General features: G+C 68.5%; 23 protein-coding genes. 13 read left to right on the top strand and 10 right to left on the bottom strand.

Annotated features, from left to right (window positions below; genetic code table 11):
- Window positions 1–111: 111 nt before the first annotated feature.
- A complete protein-coding gene (locus ACZ5KP_RS14040) occupies window positions 112–378 on the bottom strand; it encodes a hypothetical protein (protein ID WP_460918479.1) in 267 nt (88 codons plus the stop codon).
- 157 nt (window positions 379–535) lie between these two features.
- Here ACZ5KP_RS14040 and ACZ5KP_RS14035 point away from each other — a divergent pair, with 157 nt between their 5' ends.
- Complete coding sequence (locus ACZ5KP_RS14035; RefSeq protein ID WP_460918478.1) at window positions 536–1600, top strand: M20/M25/M40 family metallo-hydrolase; 1065 nt, start codon at window positions 536–538, stop codon at window positions 1598–1600.
- Between the two features lie 179 nt (window positions 1601–1779).
- On the opposite strand, the gene ACZ5KP_RS14030 is transcribed toward ACZ5KP_RS14035, so the two are convergent.
- The gene (locus tag ACZ5KP_RS14030; RefSeq protein WP_460918477.1) at window positions 1780–2022 is read right to left on the bottom strand and encodes a hypothetical protein; all 243 of its coding nucleotides are present in this window, start codon (window positions 2020–2022) and stop codon (window positions 1780–1782) included.
- 203 nt (window positions 2023–2225) lie between these two features.
- On the opposite strand from ACZ5KP_RS14030, the gene ACZ5KP_RS14025 reads away from it, so the two are divergent.
- Genes ACZ5KP_RS14025 through purF form a run of 3 tightly spaced genes read left to right on the top strand, consistent with a single transcriptional unit; the run spans window position 2226 to window position 4147 of the window.
- Window positions 2226–2531: an LSM domain-containing protein gene (locus tag ACZ5KP_RS14025; RefSeq protein ID WP_460918476.1), complete on the top strand. Its 306-nt coding sequence runs from the start codon at window positions 2226–2228 to the stop codon at window positions 2529–2531.
- The gene (locus ACZ5KP_RS14020) at window positions 2528–2698 is read left to right on the top strand and encodes a 50S ribosomal protein L37e (protein ID WP_020447519.1); all 171 of its coding nucleotides are present in this window, start codon (window positions 2528–2530) and stop codon (window positions 2696–2698) included. Before ACZ5KP_RS14025 ends, ACZ5KP_RS14020 begins: the two co-directional genes overlap by 4 nt.
- Before the next feature lie 6 nt (window positions 2699–2704).
- A complete protein-coding gene (purF, locus tag ACZ5KP_RS14015; RefSeq protein WP_460918474.1) occupies window positions 2705–4147 on the top strand; it encodes an amidophosphoribosyltransferase in 1443 nt (480 codons plus the stop codon).
- Between the two features lie 42 nt (window positions 4148–4189).
- Here purF and ACZ5KP_RS14010 read toward each other — a convergent pair whose 3' ends face one another.
- Complete coding sequence (locus ACZ5KP_RS14010; RefSeq protein WP_460918473.1) at window positions 4190–4513, bottom strand: DUF3006 domain-containing protein; 324 nt, start codon at window positions 4511–4513, stop codon at window positions 4190–4192.
- Window positions 4510–5616, bottom strand: a complete 1107-nt coding sequence (locus ACZ5KP_RS14005) for a ComEC/Rec2 family competence protein (protein ID WP_460918472.1) — start codon at window positions 5614–5616, stop codon at window positions 4510–4512. The genes ACZ5KP_RS14010 and ACZ5KP_RS14005 overlap by 4 nt, the downstream gene beginning before the upstream one ends.
- A gap of 150 nt (window positions 5617–5766) precedes the next feature.
- Here ACZ5KP_RS14005 and ACZ5KP_RS14000 point away from each other — a divergent pair, with 150 nt between their 5' ends.
- Both ACZ5KP_RS14000 and ACZ5KP_RS13995 read left to right on the top strand, forming a co-directional pair.
- On the top strand, window positions 5767–6492 hold the full coding sequence (locus ACZ5KP_RS14000; protein ID WP_460918471.1) for a DUF8081 domain-containing protein: 726 nt from the start codon (window positions 5767–5769) through the stop codon (window positions 6490–6492).
- 137 nt (window positions 6493–6629) lie between these two features.
- Window positions 6630–9155, top strand: a complete 2526-nt coding sequence (locus ACZ5KP_RS13995; RefSeq protein WP_460918470.1) for an AAA domain-containing protein — start codon at window positions 6630–6632, stop codon at window positions 9153–9155.
- A gap of 30 nt (window positions 9156–9185) precedes the next feature.
- On the opposite strand, the gene ACZ5KP_RS13990 is transcribed toward ACZ5KP_RS13995, so the two are convergent.
- Entirely contained in the window at window positions 9186–9626 is a 441-nt protein-coding gene (locus ACZ5KP_RS13990; RefSeq protein ID WP_460918468.1) for a hypothetical protein, read from the bottom strand.
- A 333-nt stretch (window positions 9627–9959) separates the two neighbouring features.
- Here ACZ5KP_RS13990 and ribH point away from each other — a divergent pair, with 333 nt between their 5' ends.
- Window positions 9960–10382 (top strand): 6,7-dimethyl-8-ribityllumazine synthase, encoded by a 423-nt coding sequence (gene ribH, locus ACZ5KP_RS13985; protein WP_460918467.1) that lies wholly within the window; start codon window positions 9960–9962, stop codon window positions 10380–10382.
- Window positions 10383–10410: 28 nt separating this feature from the next.
- Here ribH and ACZ5KP_RS13980 read toward each other — a convergent pair whose 3' ends face one another.
- Window positions 10411–13002, bottom strand: coding sequence for a disk-shape morphogenesis protein volactin (locus ACZ5KP_RS13980; protein ID WP_460918466.1), 2592 nt, complete (start codon window positions 13000–13002; stop codon window positions 10411–10413).
- A gap of 182 nt (window positions 13003–13184) precedes the next feature.
- Between ACZ5KP_RS13980 and ACZ5KP_RS13975 the strand changes: the two genes are divergently transcribed.
- The gene (locus tag ACZ5KP_RS13975) at window positions 13185–13748 is read left to right on the top strand and encodes a FaeA/PapI family transcriptional regulator (protein ID WP_460918465.1); all 564 of its coding nucleotides are present in this window, start codon (window positions 13185–13187) and stop codon (window positions 13746–13748) included.
- 32 nt (window positions 13749–13780) lie between these two features.
- Here ACZ5KP_RS13975 and ACZ5KP_RS13970 read toward each other — a convergent pair whose 3' ends face one another.
- On the bottom strand, window positions 13781–14548 hold the full coding sequence (locus ACZ5KP_RS13970) for a ribonuclease H-like domain-containing protein (RefSeq protein ID WP_460918464.1): 768 nt from the start codon (window positions 14546–14548) through the stop codon (window positions 13781–13783).
- Window positions 14549–14766: 218 nt separating this feature from the next.
- On the opposite strand from ACZ5KP_RS13970, the gene ACZ5KP_RS13965 reads away from it, so the two are divergent.
- The 3 genes from ACZ5KP_RS13965 to ACZ5KP_RS13955 are packed head-to-tail and all read left to right on the top strand — an operon-like array spanning window position 14767 to window position 19413.
- Complete coding sequence (locus tag ACZ5KP_RS13965; RefSeq protein WP_460918462.1) at window positions 14767–15093, top strand: hypothetical protein; 327 nt, start codon at window positions 14767–14769, stop codon at window positions 15091–15093.
- On the top strand, window positions 15086–16168 hold the full coding sequence (locus tag ACZ5KP_RS13960; RefSeq protein ID WP_460918461.1) for a hypothetical protein: 1083 nt from the start codon (window positions 15086–15088) through the stop codon (window positions 16166–16168). Before ACZ5KP_RS13965 ends, ACZ5KP_RS13960 begins: the two co-directional genes overlap by 8 nt.
- On the top strand, window positions 16165–19413 hold the full coding sequence (locus ACZ5KP_RS13955) for a collagen binding domain-containing protein (RefSeq protein ID WP_460918459.1): 3249 nt from the start codon (window positions 16165–16167) through the stop codon (window positions 19411–19413). Before ACZ5KP_RS13960 ends, ACZ5KP_RS13955 begins: the two co-directional genes overlap by 4 nt.
- A gap of 60 nt (window positions 19414–19473) precedes the next feature.
- Here ACZ5KP_RS13955 and ACZ5KP_RS13950 read toward each other — a convergent pair whose 3' ends face one another.
- The 3 genes from ACZ5KP_RS13950 to ACZ5KP_RS13940 all read right to left on the bottom strand — a co-directional run bounded on the left by ACZ5KP_RS13950 (window position 19474) and on the right by ACZ5KP_RS13940 (window position 22632).
- Window positions 19474–20037 carry a multiprotein bridging factor aMBF1 gene (locus ACZ5KP_RS13950; RefSeq protein WP_460918458.1) on the bottom strand — a complete coding sequence of 188 codons (564 nt, stop codon included), beginning with the start codon at window positions 20035–20037 and terminating at the stop codon, window positions 19474–19476.
- 122 nt (window positions 20038–20159) lie between these two features.
- Complete coding sequence (locus ACZ5KP_RS13945) at window positions 20160–20540, bottom strand: DUF5658 family protein (protein ID WP_460918457.1); 381 nt, start codon at window positions 20538–20540, stop codon at window positions 20160–20162.
- A 259-nt stretch (window positions 20541–20799) separates the two neighbouring features.
- Window positions 20800–22632 (bottom strand): acyl-CoA carboxylase subunit beta, encoded by a 1833-nt coding sequence (locus ACZ5KP_RS13940; RefSeq protein WP_460918456.1) that lies wholly within the window; start codon window positions 22630–22632, stop codon window positions 20800–20802.
- Between the two features lie 206 nt (window positions 22633–22838).
- Between ACZ5KP_RS13940 and ACZ5KP_RS13935 the strand changes: the two genes are divergently transcribed.
- Both ACZ5KP_RS13935 and ACZ5KP_RS13930 read left to right on the top strand, forming a co-directional pair.
- Window positions 22839–23750: an ABC transporter ATP-binding protein gene (locus ACZ5KP_RS13935; RefSeq protein WP_460918455.1), complete on the top strand. Its 912-nt coding sequence runs from the start codon at window positions 22839–22841 to the stop codon at window positions 23748–23750.
- Window positions 23747–24595 (top strand): ABC transporter permease subunit, encoded by an 849-nt coding sequence (locus tag ACZ5KP_RS13930; RefSeq protein WP_460918454.1) that lies wholly within the window; start codon window positions 23747–23749, stop codon window positions 24593–24595. The genes ACZ5KP_RS13935 and ACZ5KP_RS13930 overlap by 4 nt, the downstream gene beginning before the upstream one ends.
- The last annotated feature ends 45 nt before the right edge of the window (window positions 24596–24640 follow it).

Here is a 24640-nt window from a genome sequence, read left to right as displayed (position 1 = left end):
ACCAGCGGAGGAGATCCGCCGGGTGCGGTGGAACCAGCCGATACGGGGGGTCAGCCGATACGGGGAGTCAGCCGATCACGGAGCCCACCGATCGCCGAGCACGTCCGCCGCTCAGAGCTCGTCGGACTCCGCGAGGTCGACGGAGTCGTCGTCACCGGTGAGCTTCTTCGCGACGACCGCGATACCGGCCAGGACGACGAGTGCGATCAGAAGCGCCCCGAGTCCACCGCCGCCGGACGACTCCTCCTCGGTTACCTCGACGGCCGTCTCCTCGTCCGCGTCGTCGGCTTCCGCCTCGACGCCGGGAATGGAGGAGGGCCCGAACTGCGTCTCGCCGTGCGTGTGAAATGCAAAGAGGGTGAGATTTTTGTCTCCCATAGCAAGTATCGCTACGTCGGCAAGTGCCTTAGACGTTGGGCGCTCGGACCGGCAGTAGCGCCCGGCTCCGCCCCCAAGGGACGAACCGGGGAACGCCGAAGCCGGATCGCTCGCCCGCCACCCGAGGATTCAACTCGGGGCCGCGACGAGCATTTCCATGGACGATCCACAACGCGAGTTCCTCGACGACCTGCTCACGACGCCGACCCCCTCGGGCTACGAAGTGGCGGGCCAGCGACGCTGGATCGAGTACGTCGAACCGCACGCCGACGAGATCCGGACAGACGACTACGGGAACGCGATCGCCGTCCTCGAGGGCGACGACGACGCGCCGTCGATCGCCGTCGCCGGCCACGGCGACGAGATCGGCTACATCGTCCGGAAGATCGACGACGAGGGGTTCGTCCACCTCGGTCGAATCGGCGGCTCGGATCGCACCGTCTCGAAAGGCCAGCACGTCCGGATTCACGGCGATGACGGCCCGGTCAACGGCGTGATCGGTCAGAACGCCATTCACCTCCGCGACGCCGGCGAGGAGACCTACGACGACATCGCCGAGCAGCGCGTCGACGTCGGCGCCGAGGACGGCGAGGCCGCACGCGAACTCATCGAGGTCGGCGATCCGATCACGGTCGCCTCGACGGTGACGGACCTCCAGGGAAGCACTATCGCTGGCCGCGGGCTCGACAACCGCGTCGGCACCTGGGTCGCTGCGGAGACGCTCCGCCGCGCCGCGGAGGCGGACGTCGACGCCACCGTCTACGCGATCTCGACGGTCCAGGAGGAGGTCGGGCTCAAGGGTGCGCAGATGATCGGCGACGAGCTCGCGCCCGACGCCGCCGTCGCAGTCGACGTCTTCCACGCAACTGACTACCCCGACGTTCCCGCCGACGAGACGAGCGAGGTCGCACTCGGCGACGGCCCGGTCGTCGGTCGCGGGAGCGCAAACCACCCGGTGCTCGCCGACGCGGTGCGCGACGCGGCAGCGGACGCCGACCTCGACGTCCAGATCGCCGCCGACGGCATCCGGACGGGCACCGACGCGGACGCGTTCTTCACCCAGGCCGGTGGGACGCCGTCGCTGAACGTCGGGCTCCCGAATCGGTACATGCACACGCCCGTCGAGGTCGTGGATACCGAGGACCTCGTCGCCGCCGCGGAGCTCCTGGCTGCCACGGTCGAGCGCGCACCCCAGACGGCACCGTTCTCGGTGGATCTCTGAGGCCGTCGTTGCGGAGATCTGCGGGGTTGCTACCCGTCGTGGGCCCGTCGCGGTGGTCCGGACGCCGCGAGGCGATTCCGGGTACTGCGAGGTTATTCCGGGTGCTGAGAGGCGATTCCGGGTACTGCGAGGTTATTCCGGGTGCTGAGAGGCGATTCCGGGTACTGCGGGACGATCGCTCAGCGTGCGAGCACTTGCAACGTCCCCACCGTCACGACGAGGACCACGACCACGATCAGCAGGATCGTCAGGAAGAGATTCCCGGGAGCGATCGTCGTCGCTGCGATACCGCCGACGATCCCGGCGAGCAGTCCGATCGCACCGGCGATCAGGGGCCGACCGGTGCGGTCGGGATCGTCCCCGTTCCCGGCCTCGGCTGCACCGTCCTCGGCACCGCCAGCAGACGAGTCGTCGCGTGACACGACAGTTCGTCCTCGTTCAGCTCCCGAGAGTCCTCCGATCCGCGAACGTCCGATAGGCGACGGCGCCACGAACGTGCAGCAGTCGACGGCGACGCTCGGCACGACCCCACGGCTGGCGCCAGCGTCACGATCGACACGAGTCGCCGAGTCGCAGACGGCTCCCAGCCGGTACGTTTATGCGGGCGTCGGGAGGGTCATTGCACATGAGCGGTCGACCTCTGGACGTGCTGGAAGCGGCAGTCGGCGACGACGTCGAGGTACATCTCAAGAGCGGCGAGATCTATCGTGGAACGCTCGCCGGCTACGACCAGCACATGAATCTCGTGCTGGACGCCGTCGAAACGTCGCCGACCGGCGAGGACGGCGATGCCGAGTCGTCCGGAGGCGAGGACGACGACAGCGACGGGGGCGACGCAGGAGCCGAGTCCGCCGATGCCGACGAGGTTGCCGGAAATGGGCGAGACACAACGATTATACGCGGCGACAACGTCGTTTCGATCACGCCATGACAACGGGAACCTCTGCGGAAGGGAAGAAGAACAAAACGACGCACGTGACGTGTCGTCGGTGCGGTGAAGCCTCCTACCACACGGGGAAGGAACGCTGTTCCTCCTGTGGATTCGGAACGTCCAGCAAGCGCCGAGACTACGAGTGGCAGTCGAAATCCGGCGAATAAGGCCATATGCACGAGAAGTGCGGCGTCGTCGGCGTCTCACTCGCTGACCGTGCCGCCGCCCGTCCGCTCTACTACTCTCTCTACGCTCTCCAGCACCGCGGCCAGGAGTCCGCGGGCATCGTCACCCACGACGGCTTCCAGCAGCACAGCCAGGTCGAGATGGGCCTCGTCGGCGACGTGTTCGACGAGGACGACCTCGCGAACCTGAACGGCGAGAACGGCGTCGGCCACGTCCGCTACCCGACGGCGGGCAGCGTCGACTCCTGCTGTGCCCAGCCGTTCTCGGTCTCGTTCAAGTCCGGCTCGCTCGCGCTCGCCCACAACGGCAACCTCGTGAATGCCGACGAGATCGGCGACGAACTCGCCGACCTCGGCCACGCGTTCACGAGCGACGGCGACACGGAAGTCATCGCCCACGACCTCGCGCGGAACCTCCTGGAGGAGGACCTCGTCCGCGCTGTCAAGCGGACGATGAACCGCATCCACGGCTCGTACTCGCTGACGATCATGCACGACGAGACCGTGATGGGCGTGCGCGATCCCGAAGGCAATCGGCCGCTCGTGATCGGCGAACTCGACGACGGCTACGTGATCGCTTCCGAATCCGCCGCGATCGACACGCTCGACGGCGAACTCGTCCGCGACGTGCGCCCCGGCGAGCTCGTCGTCCTCGACGACGACGGGAGCGGCTACGAGTCCTACCAGCTAACGGACCGCGATCGCACCGCCCACTGCTTCTTCGAGCACGTCTACTTCGCCCGGCCGGACTCCGTCATCGACGACGAACTCGTCTACGAGGTCCGGCGAAATCTCGGGCGGAAGCTCTGGGAGGAGGAGGGCGTCGAGACTGACGTCGTCATGCCCGTCCCCGACTCCGGCCGCGCGTTCGCCTCCGGCTACGCCGAGGCGGCACAGGAGGACGGCGCCGAGGTCGAGTTCGCGGAGGGGCTGATGAAGAACCGGTACGTCGGTCGAACCTTCATCATGCCCACGCAGGACGAGCGCGAACGCGCCGTCCGGCTGAAGCTCAACCCGATCAAGAGCACCATCGAGGGCAAGACCGTCACGATCATCGACGACTCGATCGTGCGCGGGACGACCTCGACACAGCTCGTGGATCTCATTCGCGACGCCGGCGCGGAGGGCGTCCACGTCCGGATCGGCGCGCCGGCGATCGTCGCGCCCTGCTACATGGGTATCGACATGGCCACGCGCGAGGAGCTCATTGCCAGCGACAAGTCCACCACCGAGATCCGCGACGAGATCGGCGCGGACTCACTCTCCTACATCTCGATCGACGCCGTCGCCGAGGCGATCGGCCGATCGCGAGCGGACCTCTGTCTGGGCTGTGTCACGGGCGAGTACCCCTACGACATCGACGGAGAGGCGACCGACCGGGAGGTCACCCGGCCCTCGATCGGCAACGCGCCAGCGGAAGCCGACGACTGAGTGCAGGTCGCGATCCACTTCTACGGGCCGTCGCCGTCGGTGCTACGAAGCGTCATCCTCGGCGTCTGAAGCGCTCTCCGGATCCCCGTTCGAGCCGGGTGGGCGCTCGGCCAGCCGATCGAAACGCTCGCCGAGTTCGTTCCGTCGGCGTTCGGTCTCGGCTGGTTCGAACACGAGATGACGGAGCGCGTCGTGCTCGAACGCGGCAGTCATGACCGCTCCTTCCTCGACGCCGGCGGGAAGCGCGTCGGCGTCGACGTGGCGTTCGTCGATCAGTTCGTCGCCGCGATCGTTCTCGATCAGGAGGACGGCGGTCGATTCCTCGATGCGATCGAGCACCGCGCGATATCGTCCGTCGAGACTCACGGGGCCACACCTCCGGACGCGGGCACCATCGGTGTACCGGTCGTTCCAGGAACGACGACCGCGGCCGACGCAGCGACGACGTCGTACGTGCCCCTGATCGCGACCTCGGCCGTCGCCGGAGCGTCGGCGGGTGGCGACTCGCGGAGCGCAGTGGGATCGGTCGTCGCGTTCGCGACGGTCCGGATCGTCACCGCGTCGCCGTCGGTGCCGGCGACGATGGTGCCGTGGGTGCCGGTCCAGTAGGTCGTGATCCCGCGGTCGGCGAACCGCTGGAGCGGCTCCTCGTGGGGATGTCCGTACTGAGAGTCGTAGGCCGAGGAGACGATCGCGAGCTGTGGATCCACGGCGTCGAGGAATTCGGCCGAGGAACTCGTGGAACTGCCGTGATGGCCCGCCTGGTAGACGGTCGACTGGAGGCCCTCGCCCCAGCGTTCGACGAGTTCGGGCTCGGTCTCGGTCGTCATGTCGCCGGTGAAGAGGAAGCCGGCGTCGCCGTAGCCGATCCGGACCGCGATCGTGTTCGCGTCGAGGTCGTCGGTTCCGTGGTTCGCCGGCGGATTGAGGACGGTCGTGGTGGTGCCGTTGAGCGGGATCTCGTCGCCGGCCCGCGTCTCGTAGAGGGTGACGTTGTGTTCCTCGATGGCGTCGAGGTACTCCTCGTAGGTGTTCGAGGTCGTCGAGACGCCGGAATCCCAGACGCTACCGATCCCCTCTCCTTCGGTCTCGAAGTGGCGAATCACCGCCGCGGAGCCGCCGATGTGGTCGGCGTGGGCGTGCGTGGAGACGAGGTAGTCGATCCGATCGACGCCGCGTGCTTCGAGGTACTCGATGACGGTTTCGCCGTCGTCCTGCCAGTGGCCGGTGTCGATCAGCATCGTCTCGTTGTCGGGGCCACGGACGAACGTGGCGTCGGCCTGCCCGACGTCGATGTAGTGGACGGCGAGCTCGGCGTCGACGGGATCGAGATCGGGATCCGGACCGAGATCGCCGCCGTCGGAGTCCGAACCGAGCTCCTCCGACTCGACCTCGAAGTCGAAGGCGCCGAGACAGCCAGCGGAGAGGACGAGGAGCGCCAGCAGACAGGCGATGGCGAGGCGTCGCATGCCGGAGGCTCCGGCTCCGCGATGGGTAAGCCCTCCGGTGATTCGACAGCGTCGACAGCCGTCCGGTCCGAGTACCGAGCTGCTCGAGATCGATCCCCCCGCGAACGTTGGCCGGAGCGTTGATACCTCGGGCCCTCGCCAGGATCGAACGTGTATCGCGTCGTCCTCAAAGACTCCGCGACCGAGAACGAGATCGCCGCCGCACGCGGTGGCCCGGGTGCCCTCCTCGAGTACGAGGACCGCGAGGCGGCCGCGGCTGCCGCAAAGCGGTACTCCGACGACGGCGACGTGCCCGTCCGGCTGCAGGCGCCCGCCCCGCAGGACCCTCGCGACGTCGACGCCTATCTCGTCTCGAACCCCGAGCGTCGCGTCCGCCGGCCGGAAGGAACCCTCGACGACGGCCTCTCATTCGAGACCAGTGCAGCACAGTACGGTGCACTGGGCGAGGCACTGCTGACGAGCCACGCCCAGGATCCGCCCGCGCTCGTTGCGTACGCGCGACGGACGATCGACGCCGACGGCGACGGCGAGCCGGCGGTGCAGCTGGACGCCGATCCCGATCCGATCACCTACCGCTCCCGCGAGACCGAGGAGACCGTCTCGTGGGTGCCCGACTGCGCGGCGACGGTGACCGTCGACGGCGCGGTCGAGCGGCGGCTCCTCTGTGAGGTCAAGACCGGGAACGGATCGACCGAGCGCGACCAGCGCCGGGTAATGGAATGGGCGGCGTCAGAGCGGACGGTGCTGCTCCTCCGGTTCGACGTCGAGGACCTTCCCGACGGCTACACCACACGGATCCAGGAGATCGAGGCCGAGGCGCCCGGTCGGGAGTGGGTCCGGGGCGACGCCGACCGGAAACTCGGCGAGTTCCACTGAGTGGTTGCTGGAGCTGGGACCTGGAGATGGTTGGAGCTGTGACCCAGCGATGGCTGGAGCTGCGAACCCACAGACAGCACGACGTCAGACGCTCGTCCGACAAACGTTCATGTAGCGCGTCTGCTAACCCGGGGTAGATGGAAGACGCCCTGGACGCCGTCAAGGGCCAGGTCGACGGGATGGAGACCCGGCCGGCGGTCTTCGACCGGGAGCTCCGCCAGCGGTTCGACCGGTGGCGGCTCGCCGATCCGGTCCCGGTCGAGGAGATCATCGAGCGGTTCGCCCGACACGGCGGCTTCGACGGCGACGGTGCGACGGTCAGGATTCCCCTGCACGAGGTCGACTCGGCGGAGCTGACCGGCGAGTATCTGCTCTACCATCCAGAGCACGTCGTCGAATGCGTCGGCTTCTACGAGTACGCTCGGGGCGATCTCACCCACATCCGAATCGAGGAGTTCGCCGAGACGTATCCGGCGTGGCGGCTTCGTTTCTGGCATCACAGCTACGCGCCGCCGGCGCAGCCGAGCTATCTCAAGGGATCGACGGACCTCGCCGACGACAGCACGGCACCGGGCAGCACCGTCGCCGGGCTCCAGAGCGTCGACGGCGAGGATCTCTTCGACCAGCTGACGGCGTTCGTCGAGCGGGAAAAGGAGGCCGAACGGGAGGGGACGCGCCGCCACTTCGAGGACCTCTCCGCCGACCAGTTCTGCAGAGAGTTCGGTGGCGTCACCGGCGTCCAGCCGGCGGGCCGCGAGGTCGGCGAGTACGGCGAGCAGATCGTGAAGCTGCGCGTACCCGCCGAGGACGAAGACGGGCAGCGGGCCGAAGACGGACAGCGGAGCGAGGGCGACGCTCCGGGCGCTCCAGAGAGCGGTGCCGACCAGGCGACGGCCGACGCCGCGATGAGTGGCGCACGCTACGACAACTGGGACGAACTCGCCGAAGCGGCGGGGATGGATCCGGACGAAGCCAGACCGGATTCCGACGAGTCCGAATCGGCAGCGGCCGCAGATGACGAATCCGACGGTGAGTCGACGAGCGAGTCGGCGAGCGAGGCCTTCGACTTCCGCGACGCCGGGCTCTACCCCGGGAGCGAGGTGATCGTCGGGCACGAGCGGGGCGGCCGCGGGTTCCCCGTCGAAGCCGAGCTCTACGAGGTCGAGGGGCGGACGATGAAGCTCGGCGTCTACTGGCGCCAGACTGACGACAAGGCCGCTGCCGAGGCCGCGTTCAAGGGCGACAGCGACGCCAGCTTCGTCGTCGGTGAGCTGCTCAACGTCGTCCCCTTCGACCGACAGTGGGACGCCATCGAGACGATCCAGGCCGACGACCGGAAGGCCGACGTGCTGACGGGACGGCGCGACGTCGGCTTCCGCGACGCGACCGAGGTCGACGTGCGGACCGGCGACCTCAACGAGTACCAGGCCCGGGCCTGCACCTCCGCGATGCGCGCCGAGGACGTCTTCTGCATCCACGGCCCGCCCGGGACTGGCAAGACCCGAACGCTGACGAAGCTCATCCGGGAAGCCGCCCGAGACCACCAGCGCGTGCTCGCCGTCGCGCACTCGAACCAGGCAGTGGACAACCTGCTCGTGGGATCGAGCACCGCCGAGCACACCGATCCCCGGTCACTGCACGCGCTGGCCCAGGACGACGAACTGTCGATCGCTCGCGTCGGCTCGAACTGCGACCATCCCGTCGTCGAGGAGGAGTACGTCGGCGAGGACCACTGGCAGGCCGACGTCGTCGGCGCGACGATGAGCGCGGCCCACCAGTTCCCGGACGACCTCTTCGACCTCGTGGTCGTCGACGAGGCGACGCAGGCGACGATCCCGGCGACACTGATCCCGTTCTCGAAGGGCGAACGCGCGGTGCTGGCGGGCGACCACAAGCAGCTCCCGCCGTATCACTCCGGCGAGTACTCGGATCGCGAGGAGATGGAGAAGTCCCTCTTCGAGCACGTCCTCGAGGTCTATGGCGACGACATCAAGACGACGCTGGGCACGCAGTACCGGATGCACGAGTCGATCGCGGCGTTCCCCAACGAGGCGTTCTACGACGGGCTGCTCACGCACGCGAGCCGGAACCGGGACTGGACGATCGGTACGCTGGACCCCCTCGTCGGCGTCGACGTCACCGGCTCGGAGGAGCGAACGCCGCGGGAGTCGCTGTACAACCCCGCGGAAGTCGACGCGGTCGTCGCCGAGATCGACCGGCTCCTGCGCTACGGCGTCGATCCCGCCGACATCGGCGTCATCACGCCCTACACCGGGCAGGTCGCGAAGCTCCGCTCGGCGCTCGCCAGTCACGATCGGTCAGGGCTCCACCACGACGTGACCGTGAACACGATCGACTCCTTCCAGGGCAGCGAGTCGGAGGCGATAATCGTCTCCTTCGTCCGGAGCAACGACGCCGGCCAGATTGGGTTCCTCGACTTCCCGAACGAGGGGCCGCGACGGCTCAACGTCGCACTGACGCGCGCGAAGAAGCGGCTGGTGCTCGTCGGCGACTGGGACTGCCTGACGACGCTTCCCGGGCGGACCGATCCGGCAGAGTCGGCGACGCCGGTGTACCAGAAACTCCACGAGCACCTGCAGAGCGAAGCGTCGATCGAGAGCGTCTCGGCGATCGAAGAAGACGCAGTCGGCCGACCGGAGTGATCGGTGAACTGCGATCCGGTATTCGCGATCCTACAGCGACCCCGTCTGCCCAGCCTGCCCGGTGAACTCCCGCCAGTGCTTGATACCCCAGTAGCCGATGCCAGTACCGAACATCCCGGCCGCGAGGAAGTAGAGTACGAGCCGGTCGACGAACACGTCCTCCGGGTTCGTCCGGGCATAGTTGACGCCCTCGACGGCGAGGACGATCATGATGAAGCCAAGCACCGTCACGACGCCGGTGATCGCGATAATCTCGACGCCGTCGGCACCGTGTTCCTCGAGCAAGAAGATCGTCGAGAGGAAGATCAGCGACGTCGCGACGAGATACCAGGGAATCCGCGAGTCCAGCGTCGAGAACTCGCCCTCCAGCAGCGCGAGGACACCGATGAAACTCGCCGTGATAACGATCGTCGACGCGGCGGCCAGCGCCGCCGTCCGAGCGAAGTAGCGGGTCCGTTCGTCTGCGTCCATCGTGCCCCGATTGCGCGGAATCCGGGATAACCCTTGGGGTCCCGTTCGAAGGTGAGTCGTAGTGAATGGAGGACGGCTTCCGCGACCGCTTTCGGAAGCCCCCTCCCGCTCGCGCCACCTCACTCGTTGCGCTCCTCGGCTCGCTGACGCTCGCCTGCGGTGCTTACGTCGTGACGTGACGCGAGCGGTCGGCCCCTTCCGAAGTCCCACCCGGTGGTATGGTCGGGTTCCTGGGCACGGTGGGGAAATCTGTCGTCGAAGTTGAGCCGGGACCAGTCGGGTGCGGTTGCGTGGAACGGTACACCTTTTGTGCGGCCTCTCGACCCATCGGGCATGAGCAGGCTCGCCCTCGTCGTCGCGCAGTTCAACAGGTCGGTCACCGAGCCGATGGAAGCGGCGGCTCACGACGTGGCCGAAGAGGCGGAAGCAGAAATCGTCGAGATCGTCGAGGTTCCTGGGGTCTACGACGCGCCGCTGGCCGCCGACCGGCTGGCGCGCCGGGGATCGGTCGACGCAGTCGCCGTGATCGGTGCCGTCGTCACCGGCGACACCGACCACGATCAGGTGATCGCGCAGTCGACCGCCGACGCGCTCACCGAGGTCAGTCTCGATCACGATACCCCGGTGACGCTCGGCGTCACTGGGCCGGGGATGAGCGGCGCGGAGGCACGCGAGCGAACGGACGTCGGCGCGCGCGCCGTCGAGAGCGCGCTCTCCTTGCTCGGCGAACTTCCCGAACCGGGCGACGAGAGCTGAACGCCGAAATCGATTGCAGCGATCGGCGTCAGCTCAAATACCAGGCCACGATGACGGCGACGAGCGGGACGCCGACGAACCCCCCAGCGAGCGCGGTCTGGTCGGTCAGGTAGGCCAGGGCAGCGCCCAGCCCGCCGACCGACGCTAGCCCGAGGCCGAGCGCGAGGATCGCGCTCCGCCCGGCGCCGCTCGCGGCGTTTGCCTCCGTCTCCGCGATCCGGTTCTCGACGGCGTCGATCCGGCTCTCGACGCTCGTGATCGCGTTCTGGTGCTGAGTCTCCTCCACGGCGTTCTCCGGCAGGGAGTCGACAGTCGATCGCAGCGCCGCGACGTCGGCCTCGAGATCGTCGACGGCATCGAGGTCCTCCCGGAGATCGTCGAACGCCCCGTCGAGTTCCTCGCGCTCGGCCTTCGCGTCCTCGACGGCGGTTTCGAGCGCCGCGACGTCGCTCTCGAGGCTCGCGAACTCCTCGGCGTCGGCTGCGTCGGATTCGACCGCATCGACGTCGTCTTCGAGCCCCTCGAACCGCTCCTGCAGGCCGGACTCGAGCTCCTCGACGCGGCCGCGGAGTGCCTCGAGATCGACGGACAGCGCGTCGACGAGGTCCGGATCGGGGACCTCGCCCTCGAGGTCGCTCACGCGTCCCTCGACGTTCTCGATCTGGGCCTCGGCGTCCGCGATAGTGGATTCGACGGTGGCAATCTGGGACTCGACGTCGGCGACGGTCTCCGCGAGGTCGTCGAGCGCCGCCGTCGTGGCCGTCGCATCAAACTCCGCCTCCACGTCCTCGACGGTGGTCTCGACGACGTCGATGCGCTCGCGGAGCGCGTCGATCGTCGCCTCGTCCGCGCCGGCTTCCGAGAGCGCTTCGACGTCCGTTTCGAGCGCCTCGACGCCGGATTCGAGATCGGCGATCTCAGATTCGAGCTCGTCGACGTCGGACTCCAGCGCCTCGATCGTCGCGTCGACGTCGTCGAACTCGCCGTCGATATCGCCAACGTCGGCGGCGACGTCGTCGAGGTCGGACTCGAGGTCGCCGAACTCGTCCTCGAGCGATTCGAGGTCGGACTCGATGGTGTCCACGGTCTCTGCCCGCTCGTCGAGCGACGCCGCGACGGCGTCGAGGTCGTCGGGATCGATCTCGTCGACGCGCTCCGCGAGATCGGCCAGATCGGCGACGGGGGGCAACGCTTCGAGTCGGGATTCGATCGCCTCGACCCGATCGTCGAGCGTCGAGGACAGCTCCTCGACCTCCGTCCGAAGCGCGTCCAGGTCCTCGGCCGCAGCAGCGTCGTCGGGGAGCGCCTGGCTCTCGGCGGCCGCAGTGGCGTCCTCGACGGCCGATTCCAGATCAGCCACGTCCTCCCGGAGTGCGACGAGCGTCGCTACCTCCTCGGCGAGGTCAGCGACGTCCTCGTCGAGTGGCTGGTCGTCCTCGACGCCGAGTCGCTCCTCGAGGCGCTGGAGGCGATCGCGAAGCGCGGCGAGATCGTCACCGTTCGGAGCGCCAGCGGCTGCAGCGGTCTCGCCGGACGCTGGCGCACTGGCGGCCGTCGCGCCGGTGGGCGCTGGAGCGTCGGCACCGCCCTCGTCCGTCGCAGGACCGTCGGGGGCTGCCGAGGCGCCACCGGAGCTCGCGGCGAGCGCCGCCGTCGCGGCGTCGAGGTCAGCGAAGCCAGCGGCGAACCCGGACGTCGCTGGATCGGCGTCCTCGGCATCGGAGCGGATCTCGCCGCCCTCGCGCGCGGCGAGGAGCGCACCGCGTGCGGCAGCGGATTCGGCGTCGGCGGCGCGCTCGACCGACCCGAGCTCGAAGGGAAGATCCACGTCCTCGAGTGCGGCTTCGAGGCGGCCGTCGACGCCCTCGGGCGCGGCGGCACCCGCCACGACGACGGGGATCGGCCCCTCGACGGCGGGCGATTCGTCGGCGATCGCGAGCGCGAGGTTCGAGAGGAGCGTGTCGTAGCGCAGCGCGAGCGCGCCGGAGGTCGGATCGTCGAGCGAGGCGTTGGCACGCAGCTCCGCGACGGCCTCGGGATCGTTGCCGGTCGCGCTGGCGAGTTCCTGGTCGATCCAGTCGCCGCCGCGGGAGAGCTCCGAGCGCGAGACCGGCACGCCGTCGACGACGAGCGTCGCGAGCGTCCGGGTTCCGTCGACGACCACGCCCAGTCCGGTCGCGGGCGCGTCGAAGGCGTCGTAGCAGACCGCGACGCCGGGATCGACGGCGGCGGGATCGTAGCCGAGCGCCCTCGCGGCGTCCTCGATCGGGTCGGTGTCGATCCCCGAGGGCGGCACGTAGCGCAGGGGCCCCTCGCCCTCGCCGACGAGCGATCGAAGCAGCGCCTCGACGGCGGCGGGGACGTCGGCCGCGGAGAGCGTCGAGTCCGCGCCCAGCAGCCGCGTCGGTTCGTCGTTCACGATCGTCGCGACCTCGGGCGCTGCGTCGCCGAGTGCGACGATCTCATCCTCGGTCGTAATCGAGGGCGTGTCGGCACCCTCGAGGAAGTCCTCGACGTAGTCGCTGCGCTCGACCGCGAGTGCTGCGTTGCGTGCGCCGTCGGTTCCACCCTCCGTCTCCGCGACGATCCTGGCGGCCCCGACGTCGAGTCCAGCGGGCATGATGCGATCGGTACGGAGCCCACGACTTAATGCGTTCGGAGGATTTCGGCCCCCAGTTCGCGCCAGCGAACGGTCCACGGCCGATTCCGCCCGAAGCGATCCCGCGGGGGAGCGCTCGATTCTATCAATTACCAGATTTCTGTCCGAAATAAACAAGCCCCTGGAGTGCGTGAGCTACTCGCATGAGCGAGAACGAGGAGCGGGCGTGGGGCCAGTACGCGGAGACTGTCCCCGAAGATCGTGCCCTCTCCGTCTTCTCCGGCGTAGAGCCATACACGACGCGGGAGGTCGCCGAGGCGATGAACGTCACCGAGCACACCGCTCGCACCGCCCTCGAGGCCCTCTTCGCCCGCGGCGACGTGGGCAGGAAGGAGGTCCGCGGCGACCCCGCGACGCTGACCGTCTGGTATCGTGCCCGCACCGGAATCGGCGAGGAACCCGCCGACGTGGAGGCCGTCGACGTCGACGCTCGCGTCGACGAACTGCTCGCGGACGTCGACGTGCCTGGAACCAGCGAGATGATGCGGGACTGGCGGATCGACGCCATCCGCGCCGCCTTCGATCACCTCCGCGAGGACGAAGCCGTCACGGTGGACGAGTTCCTCGCGGACGTGTTCCCCGCACACCAGGCTGGGTTCGACGACCCCGACGCCTGGTGGGAGATGGTTCGCCCTCGACTCCGGCGACTCCCCGGCGTCGTCAACCCCGCCTGGGGCGAGGACACCTGGCGCTACGAGGGGCAGTAAGTCAGGAGTCGGGTCGCGACCCGGCGTAACGGCTATCGATCGTCCTCGGCGGTCTCGGCACACGCCGCCGCGAACACCTCGGCGTGGAGCTCCTCGCAGGCCTGCTCCATCAGCGGACGCATGTTGACGGTGTCCTCCTGGTTGTACTCGATCAGCGTCTGCAGTGAGCCGTCCTTCCCGCGTTCGTACTCGTGCCAGAGCCGGACGGCGTCACGTCCGGAGATGTCCGGGCGATCGCGCTCGATGCCGAACGTCTGCTCGACGGCGGTGAGCCCGCCAGAGTAGCCCAGCGTATTGCACATCGACATGAGGTCGGCGTGAGGCACGTCCACCGAGAGGTCGAAGGAGGCCTCCAGGAACGGAACGTCGAACCGACGGCCGTTGAAGGTGACGAGCAGCGAGGACTCGGCCAGTTCCGCGCGGAGGCGTTCTGCGGAGAGGTCCTGGCCGCGAACGAGCGTCCGGGTGTCGCCGTCGCGGTGGATCGAGACGGTCGTCACCCGGTCGGCGTACCGATCGAGCCCCGTCGTCTCGATGTCGAGGAAGGTGGTCTCCTCGCGGACGTTCTCGAAGAGCCGCCAGTGCTCGGCGTCGGGGACCCGATTCGCGAAGAAAGCGGCGTCGCCGCGATCGAGTCGGCGGGTCGCCTCCTCGACGAACGATTCGATGCGGTCGGCACGCGTTGGCCCGACGATCTGGCCGCCGAACTCCGACCACTCCGTGACCCCGGCTCGCCAGAGCTTGCGCTCCGTGACCGGTCCTACCCCTTCCACCGGAACGAAGCTGTTCTCGATCCGCACGGAACTCGGTAGGCCCGGCCCCGGATATAAGCTGTCGGATGCGGGCTGGCTGGAGTCCAGCGACGCCCACTGCGGTCGGAAACCCGGTCACCGCAGCCAGTGGTAATAACGATTCTGGCAGAACCGTTTTGCCCGGCGGATCGGTATGCGTTCAAAGCGCGTGCCCGCGGGCGTGGCGGTGGGGCTTCAGCACGCACCGCAGGGCACCAGATTCACCCATGCGATTCGATCGCCGAGCTACCGTCGCCGGAGTCGTGCTACTCGGCGTCACAGCGGTTCTCCTCCTCGACGTCTTCGGAATTCGGTCGGCAGTCACGGCCTGGCTCCGGGTAACCGAGCCCGCGACTGGAACGCCCGCGGCGATGGCCAGGACGATCGCCAGGCGGGCCGACGCCGTCGAATCGCTGGAAGCAGCCCTCGCCACCGACCCGGTGCTCTCGCTCGCGGTGCTCGCAACCGGGATCGGCGTCGGCCTGGTCGGCGGGAGCGTCGTCGCGTTCGTCCACCAGCGCCGTCGGCTCCGGCGAGGTGAGCGCGATGCGTAGATCTGCTGGGAAGCGAGGTCGGCAGCTCCTGCTCGTCGGCTGCGTCCTGGCCATCGTGCTCGCAAGCGTTCCCGGTGCAGTCGCAGTCGTGACGAGCAATGCGAATCCGGCCAGTACGCCAGCGGTCGCCTCGGACCCGTGTGCGGCCGTGACCGAGGAACCGGCGGTGGTCGTCACTCCGCCTGCCGACGATCCGACCGGTCCAGGAAGCACGGCCGCGGTCTACAACGGCTCCGCGCTCGTCGTCCACCTCTGTCAGCCGGCCGGCGGTAGCCGGACGCTGGACGCCGACGGACTGGAGTGGGCCACGGTGCTCGAGACCGACCAGGACCGGCTGCGGATTCGCGTCGTCGGTCCGACGAACGACTCGCTCGGCTCGCTCGCCGCGCCCGAACCGGTGCCGGGGCCGTCGCTCGCGATCGTCGACCACGCCGTCTCCACGCAGCTGACCGAGAAACCGATCCCGGTCAGTTCGGCCGAACGAGCGACCGAGCTCCGGACTGCCCTCGAGGCGTACCGGACGGCGGAGGCGACGCTCCAGAGCCGACTCGCGGCGCTCGCGAACGCGACGGCGCGCGTCGAGAACGGATCGACGCCCACGTCGACCCCCATCGAGGAGACTGTCGCGGCCCGAGCGCAGTACCGATCGGCGACCGAGCAGCTCCGCACCGAGCTCTACGAGGTCGCGGACTCCGCGGTCGGCGGTCCGCGAAGCGCCGCCGCGATTCGCCAGCTGGAGACCCGATCGGGGACGATGGAAAATCGGACGGCGAGCCGCCTCGAAGCCCACGACGCAGCGCTCCGCGATCGACAGCAATCGCTGACGTGGTCGCTTCGCCTCCGGATCGTCGGGCTCGGGCTGCTCGGCGTCGTCCTCGGCGCGACGATCGGTGCGATACTCCCGACCCGCCGGGGTCGAGCGGCTCGGCGCCGGGTCGCTGCGGGGGAGTGGACGAGCTACTCGCGTCGCGCCGTGCTGGTGCCGGTCGCGGTCGGCCTCGTCCTGCTCTGTCTGGGACTGGGATGGCTCCTGCTCACCGCTGGCGACGCTATCGCCGAGGTGATGCTGCCGTGAACGAGGAGCGCCCGATCGTCGTCGGGCTCGCCGTCCTCGGAATCGTGCTCGCGATGGGCGGTCTCCTGCTCGTCGGAACCGTCCCGGGAGTGGCAGGAGCTGGGGAGGAGATCGGCGGTCCGGCCGCGAGCGACTCGACGATTCACCCGTCTGCGGAGTCGTCGGTCGGCACGTCGACGAGCGCGAGCGCAGTCGCCGAGCAGCAGTTGGCCGCGCAACAGGCCGACGGGCAGGGGACCGTGACGCGCGAGGGCGGCGACGTTCGGCTCGCGATCCCGGCGGATCGGCTCGCCGAGGCCGGCGAGACGGTGAACCTCTCCGTCGCGGTGCCAGACGTCGACGGCTCGGCCACCGTGACTGCGACACGTGAGGGCGATCACTACGTCGCAATCGTTCCGATTCCCGCCGTGGTTCCCGCCAACGCCACGAGCGACCTCGCCGCGGCAACGCTCACCGCGAGCGACGGGGAGAGCGTCGTGCTCGACGGCGTCGTCGATCTCCGCTACGTCGCCCAGACGGGGCCGGCGACGTTCGACGACGCGACGCTCTCGATCCCGGCCGACGTTCGCGGGCTCGGTGGCGCCGCGCCGACGCTCGTCGCGACGGCCAGCGACGATCGCTTCGACGCGACCGTCGAGGGGGCTGGCCCGGACGCGAGCCTCCGCGTCGCACCGGGGCAGTTCGCAGGGATTCCGGCCGACCGAATCGTGAACGCGTCCGTCGAGGTCGGGGCCGCGACGGTGTCGCCGGCTCCGGTCGAGTTCTCGATCGCGGACGCCGCAGGTCGTGCGACGGCCCTTGCCTACGATGGCACCGATCTCGTGGTGCACCAGCCACTCGTACACCCCGACCTCGGCCCGGCGACCGTCGACGTGATCGTGACGACCGAATCGCCGAGTGCCACGTTCAGCGTCCGGGACAGCGGGCCGGAGCCGTACGTCACGATCCCGAGCAGCGTCGTCGGCGCTGGCGAGATCCGGGTTCGCGTCACCGGCGTGGGTGACGGAGTCGGTAGCGGTGGAGCGGGACTCCTCGACGTCTCGGTCGCCGCACCGAGCAGGGCGACTGTCCCGCTCCGGATCGCCAACGGAACGCTCTACGCTCCCGAGCCGTCCGCGCTCGCGGGGTACGACATGCTGCTCCTACGCGATGGGACCATCACCGCCGTCCCGATCGGTCCGGGGCTCCACGAGGGGACGCCAAGACAGCTTCCCGCCGGGATCGCACGGCCGAGCCAGGACGCCACCGCAATTCTGCTCGGAGACGGACGTCGCCCGGCCCGCGTCGGCTTGAGCGTCGCACCGCCTCCGCCAGCACCGGATCCCGACCCAGAGCCCATCGAGGGCGATTCGGAAGGAGACGCGTTCGTCGCGCTCTGGCTCGACGTGGGATCGGTCGTGAGTTTGCTCTTCCTCGCGATGGGCGGTAGCGTGCTGGCGGTGGGAGCAGTCTACGGCGTTCGGCTGCTCTCTCCGGCCCGCTCGGCGGCAGCCGGCCCCCGGGCGATCCTGGCACACTTCGTCTTCGGCGGGATCGGTGGCGTCGCCCTCATTGCACTCGTCCAGTCGCTGTTCTGGGGGCCGGTGCTCGGGAGCGTCGCCGTCGCGAGCTCGGAACTCGGCATGGGCGCCCTCCTCGTCGGGACGTTTCACGGCGGACTGACTGCCACGGGGATTCGCCTCGGACTGGGAACGGTTGACGCGTGGCCCACCCGGCGGGTGATCGACGAGACCGCGGTCCCGGTCCGGATCCGATTCACCGACGACGAAGGCGATGCGATCGACGGCGAGCAGACCGTCGAAATCCGCCGGACGTCCGACGGCTCGCTCGTCGAGACGACCGCACTCGCAGGGACGACCACCGAGGTCGAGCTATCGCCGGGCGAGTACGAGATCCAGGGACAGACCGCCGACCGAGCGACCGACGCCGTCGAGCTGTCCATCGACGAACCGAACACGCCCCGTCCCGAGACGATCCCCCTCCACCTCACCGTAAGCCGGCCAGGACTCCAGGTCGAGGTCACCGACGCCCAGACCGAAGCGGCGATCCCGTCCGGGCAGGTCACCGTCACGACCGATCGCGAGGAGACGAAGTCGGCGACGATCGAGGACGGCTCCGTGACGACGAGTCTCCCGGTCGCGACCGGCGCCGTGACGGCGGTCGTGAGCGCGCCGGGCTACGACGACGCGACCGTCGAGGTGCCGATCGAAACGGAGCTCACGACCGCCGACGTGACGCTCCAGCCGTCCTCCGGGACGCTCGTCGCGTCCGCGATCGTCGCCGGCGATCCGATCGCCGACGCGAAGATCGAGATCGAGCCCGCCGACGAGATGGATGGAGCGCTCGACGGCCAAGTGGGAGGCGCCGACGCAAACGCCCCGGATCCGGCGAACGCCGAAGAGCGGAGCGACGACAACGCCGATCCCGAGGTCGCCGATTCGACGATCGGCGTCCGAACCGCAGACGGGACGACGGACGAGAACGGGACGGTACGCTTCGACCTTCCCACAGGGCGGTATCGGGCCAGCCTCGTGCTCGACGGCCCCAACGCCGACCTGTTCGCCGTGTCGGACGACGTGGTGGCCGTCGACGCCGACGCGGAGGCGACCGTCGAGGTGAACGCCCGGTTCGACTGGGCGCCGGACGAGCGCGTTCGCCAACGCGGCGCGAGCCTCCAGACGACGATCCGCTCCGTCGAGCGAGAGGCCACGGCGGATCCGACGATCCCGCTGTACTTCGCGGGAGTCACGAAAGCGCTCCTCGCCTGCGTCGAGGCGTTGCCGGCCGCCGGCCACCACTTCGCGACGAGCACGCAGGATCCCGACGAGGTCGCGGCCGCGACGGTCGCCGCAGCCGAGGCCGCGCTGGAAGCCGTCGGGCAGGCGATGCAGGCCGAGGGCGTCCGCGAGGTGCTCGCTGCGGGGACGGCCGAGCCGGTCGCCGTGTCTCCGACCCTCGACGCAACGCCGGCCGATCTGCTGGACTACCTCGAACAGGACCTGACGGTCGCCAGCGTCGACGCCCGTGCACACGAGGTCGAGACGCAACTCGACGAGGAAGCCGGGCAGCTGGCGTCCGTCGCACCCGCACGTGCAGTCGTCGAAAAGGCCGTCGGCCTCGTGGACGACGACCAGTCGACGCACGCGGCAGCACGGGAGTTCGCGGCGCTACTGTTGCTGGACGCCGTCGAGCAGAGCCTCACACGATCGGCGATCCGGTCGCGACTTGACGGCTCGGCTGAGTGATCGGGGTCCACTGGCGCCGAGTGACGACCTCGGTCGAGAAGATCCCTGCCGACGAGCCGATCAGTCCTTTCGCTTGACGACGTCGCCGAGCGTGTACTCGCCAGCGTCGCTGCCGCCCTCCCACTCGGCATCTTCGTCCGCGCCCGCACTGCCGGACAGCGAGATGTCGAAGTGTCGCTCGAGCTTCGACTGGACCTCGTCGCTGGGGAGCGTGTCGCCCCGTTCGAGCTTGCGGATGAGGCTCGCCTTCTCGTTGAGCTCGTTGGCGAGGTCGGCCTGGGAGAGCCCCGCGTCCTCCCGTGCGGCCCGAATCCGTTCGTCGTAGTCCGTCACGACCTCGTCCATGTCGTCGAACATGTCCGAGCGGCGGCGCTGGCTCGAACCGCCCGACGAACTGCTCCCGGCGCCCGAACTGCCGCCACCGCCACTGGACCCGCCGCTGCTGCCGCCGGAACTCCCGTCACTGCTCGTGGAGTACTTGGTGGACGTGGAGCTGCTGGCGCTCTGGTCGCGAACTTCGGTGCCGAAGTCCGCGCAGTCCGCGCAGACCTGGAGTTCGGCGCCCTCGACCTTCACCGTCTTCGGCGACGACGTACTATCGCCGCACATCTCACACCGAACCATGTCTCGACCTTGCACAGGGCCGTGCATAAATGATGCGACCGGGGCGATTGTCGGGCACGGCGGCGGGATGGGCTCGTTTGGCCGGTGGTGCTGGCGGCGTGAGCTGTACTGCCAACAGACGGTCAGGCGACGGCGAGGAGCAGCGCCGTATTCGTGATTGCGACGGCCATCCACGGGAGCGCGATGCCAAGCGGAATCGCGACGCGGTACCGAGGGAACGCGACGCGGACGCCGTAGGCGAGAACGAGCGCGCCGGCCTTGATCGTCAGGAATCCGGCGACGCCGAAGCCGTCGATCGCGCTCGCGACGACCGGGTTGCCCTCCGCGAGCCCCGCCTGGAACCCCAGCAGCGTCGTGACGACGTCGGCGAACAACGCGAGCGTCACGCCGAACCAGAGCCAGCGTTCGCGGTGGGCGAGCCAGGTCGCTCCCGAAGCGAGATAGCTCTCCTCGTTCGCGACGAGTGGGGTTCCGGCAGCGTCGGTGACGTCGGTCGGTGCCATGGGAGTGAAACGGCCAGTTGCCTTCGAATATGAACCATGATTGCAAAGACCTTTGGAATTGTACTATGTTCGTGGGCAACGCGATAATAATTATCGGGATTGGGAACGCCGCTGCGCTGTTGCGGGCTGTTGACGGGCACGAAACGGCACTCGACAGCCGCGAATCGGCAGCTGAGGCAGTTACACGCGGTCCTGTCGATCCCGGCGAACGCTGGAGAAGGTGGGTGCCGTTCGAGAGTGACGTTCTCACTCCGAAAAATCAGAGAACGGTGCCGTGTTTCTTCTCCGGGAGCTCCGTCTCGACGTCCTCGTAGAAGGCGAATCGCGCGGCGAGCTCCTCCCGGAGATCGCTGGGCGGGATCACCTCGTCGATCACCACCTCGCTGGCCATCCGCATCGCGTCGATGTCCCGGCGGTACTCCTCGCGGAGTTCGTCGGCCCGCTGCTCGCGCTCGGCCTCGTCCTCGATCGCGTCGAGCTTGCGTGCGTAGACGGCGTTGATCGCCGCTTCTGGCCCCATGATTCCGATCTCGCCGGAGGGGAGCGCCAGCACGCTCTCGGGGTCGTAGGCCGGCCCGCCCATTGCGTAGATGCCGGCGCCGTAGGCCTTGCGCACGACGACGGTCTGCTGGGGGACGGTCGCGGAGGAGGTCGCGTAGATGAACTTCTTGCCCTTCTCGAGGATCCCCTCCGTCTCGACCTGTGAGCCCGCCATGAACCCGGGCGTGTCACACAGCGAGAGGATCGGCACGTCGTAGGCGTCCGCCGTCCAGATGAACTGCGCGGCCTTCTCCGCGGCGTCCGGGAAGATCGCCCCCGCTCGCTTGGCCGGCTGGTTCGCGACGATCGCGACCGGGCGACCGTCGATCCGCGCGAAGCCGGTCAGGATCTCGCCGCCGTACTCCGGTCTGAGCTCGAACCACGAGTCGGCGTCGACGACGCGCTCGATGACGTCGGTCATGTCGTACCCCTTATCGGGATGTTGCGGGATCACGGAGTCGATCCCCTCCGGAGACAGCGAGGGGGCGACGCCGTCGCGTTTCGGTGGCTCGTCCTCCGCGCTGTCGGGGAGGTAGGAGAGCAGCTGCGCCACGAGGTCGCGAGCGTGCTCCTCGTCTCGCGCGATCAGATCTGCGGAGCCCGACTCGCGGGTGTGGACCTCGGGCCCGCCGAGCTCTTCGGCCGTAATCTCCTCGCCGGTGACCATCTCGACCATCCGCGGGGACGCGATCGCCATCGAGGACATTCCCTCGACCATGATCGTGAAATCAGCGAACACGGGCGTGTACGCGGCGCCCGCGAAACAGGGCCCGTAGAGGACGCAGATCTGCGGGACCCGCCCCGAGAGCATCGAGTGGTTGTAGTAGTACTTCCCGATGCCCTCTCTATTTGCGAAGAAGCCGGTCTGCTGGTCGATCCGGCCGCCGGAGGAGTCCATCAGGTAGAGCACCGGCTGGCCGGATTTCAGCGCGCGCTGTTGCATTCGGAGGAACTTCTCCACGCCGCGTTCGGCCATCGAGCCGGCCTTGACGGTGTAGTCGTTCGCCATGAAGTGGACGTCTCGGCCCTCGAACTCGGCCGCGCCCGTGAGCAGACCGTCGGCCGGCAGCCGCGAGTCCGAGTCCGACGGGTCGACTTCTGGGCTGTCCGGGTGCCAGGAATCGAAGTTCGCGAACGTTCCGTCCTCGAAGGCGAGATCGGCGTCGCCATCGCCGTCCTCGCCGAACCACAGTTTGAGTCGGTCGCGAACGAACAGCTTGTCCTGTTCGTCGAGACGCTCGCGGTACTTCGCGGGCCCCCCTTCGTGGACGTCCTCGATGAGCGACCGGAGGTGTAGCTCGCGCTCGGTCGGGCCCAGATCGTCGGCAGCCGATGGCGGGGAATCGGTAGGGCCGGCCCCGCTGGAATCGGCGCCGACTGGACCGTCGGCCGCGCTGTCGGATCGCGCGTCGTCGGGCGGATCCGCACCCGCGATCGGCGCCTCGTCGTCGCCAGCGACGACGTCGACGTGCTCACCCAGGTGTTCCGCGAGCGCTACGGCGATCGCCGAGGCTTCCTCCTCGCTGGCATCGGCCTCGATCCGGAGCTCCATACTGCATCTCGGACCGCCATTTCCCATGAACGTTTGCCCGGATTCGTCGGTGGCGGGGTCCGTCCGTGGCCCGGCAACCGCCTGCAGGAGTCGATCCGAACGGACGTACCAGAGAAAAGCAGGGAGCCGACGCAAAGGCGACCGCGTCCGTACTGACCGGAACAATATGGCAAGATATACACGGGTTCGCTGTGGGGCCCCGAATGATGGCCGCCATAGACATTAAAGCTCTCCAGAAGCGCTACGGGGACGTCGTTGCCGTCGACGATCTCGACCTCACGGTCGAGGACGGCGAAATATACGGCTTCCTCGGCCCCAACGGTGCGGGAAAGTCCACGACGATCGACTGCCTGCTCGGCTACGCGACGCCGACCAGCGGCGAGATCGAGGTGCTCGGCCGGAACGCGATCGACGACTCTGTCGCACTCCGCCAGCAGGTCGGCGTGCTGCCCGAGGACCTCTCGATGTACGACCGGCTGACCGCGAGAAAGCACGTCCAGTTCGCGATCGACGTGAAGGACGTCGACGACGATCCCGAGGCGCTGCTCGAACGCGTCGGGCTCCAGGACGCCATCGACCGGAAGGCCGGTGGCTTCTCGACCGGGATGGCCCAGCGGCTCGCACTGGCGATGGCGCTCGTCGGCAAGCCGGACCTGCTCGTCCTCGACGAACCGACGTCCGGGCTCGACCCGAACGGCGCGCGGGAGCTCCGCGAGATCATCCGGGAGGAGAACGAGCGCGGGGCAACCGTGTTCTTCTCCAGTCACATCATGGAACAGGTCGAGGCCGTCTGTGACCGCGTCGGGATCATGAAAGCCGGCAAGATGGTTGCCGAAGACGACGTCGCTGGCCTTCGCGAGAACGCCGGCGGTGGCTCGACGCTGATCGTCACGCTCGGTGGCTCCGCCGACGGCGTCGCCGCCACGCTCCGCGATCGCGACGACGTCCAATCGGTTCGGGCCGACGGGAACTCCCTGTCGGTCTCGCTGGAGAAAGGCGCCCGCAAGACCGCGATCATCGGCGCGATCGAGGAGGACGGCTACGAGATCGACGACTTCCGCACGGAGGAAGCGAGTCTCGAAGACATCTTCGCCTCGTACACGGAGGGTGCAGCATGAGCGGAACGCCCGGCTGGCTCCACGTCGCGAAGAAGGACCTCCAGGACTCCGGCCGCTCGAAGCTGCTCCTGGGCGTCATCGGCGTGTTGCTCGTCCTCAGCGTCCTGCTGAGCGCCGTCCCGTATCTCGTCGGCGACACCGGAAGCGACGGCGCCGAGTTCGCGGCGGCGCTGTTCCAGACGCCGATCGGCATCTTCCTGCCTGTTCTGGCCGCGATGATCGGCTACATGGCGATCGTCCAGGAGCGAGAATCGGGCAGCATCCGCGTCCTGCTCGGGCTGCCGCTCCGCCGCTCCGACGTCGTGGTCGGTAAAGTGATCGGCAGGTCGATCGTCATCGTCGGTGCGCTGCTCATCACCGGCCTCATCGGAACGGTGCTCATGTTCGCGCTCTATGGGACCGTCGAGTGGCAGCAGATGGCCGCCTTCGGTATTCTGGGGACCGTGCTGTCCGTCGTGTACGTCGCACTCGCGATCGCTGTGTCGGCCTCCGTCAACTCCAGAGGGAAGGCGATGGCGGCGATCGTCGGCATCCTGCTGGTGCTCGTCTACGCCTACCAGTATCTGGTCCTCGGCCTCGTGCGGATCGTCGAACAGAGCTGGATGCTCGACGACGTGCCCGACTACGCACTGCTCCTGCTCAGTCTCGATCCCAACGTCGCGGGGAGCCGCGCGGCCGGGTACATCTTCACTGGTGGAATCGGCGATCCGCTCGAGAGCGTCGCCGGTGAATCCGCCCAACTGCCGTTCTACGCCGAACAGTGGACTGCGTTCCCGGTCATCATCCTGTGGATCGTGGTCCCACTCGCGATCGGCTACTACCGGTTCGGCAACGCCGACCTCTAAAGAAAACGTCACCGCCCCGTATTCTCCTCCTCGCGTTCTCTCACC

The organism is Salinarchaeum chitinilyticum (assembly GCF_055390775.1).
Note: the sequence above shows the minus strand (reverse complement) of the source record. Positions and strands in the feature narration are given on the sequence as shown.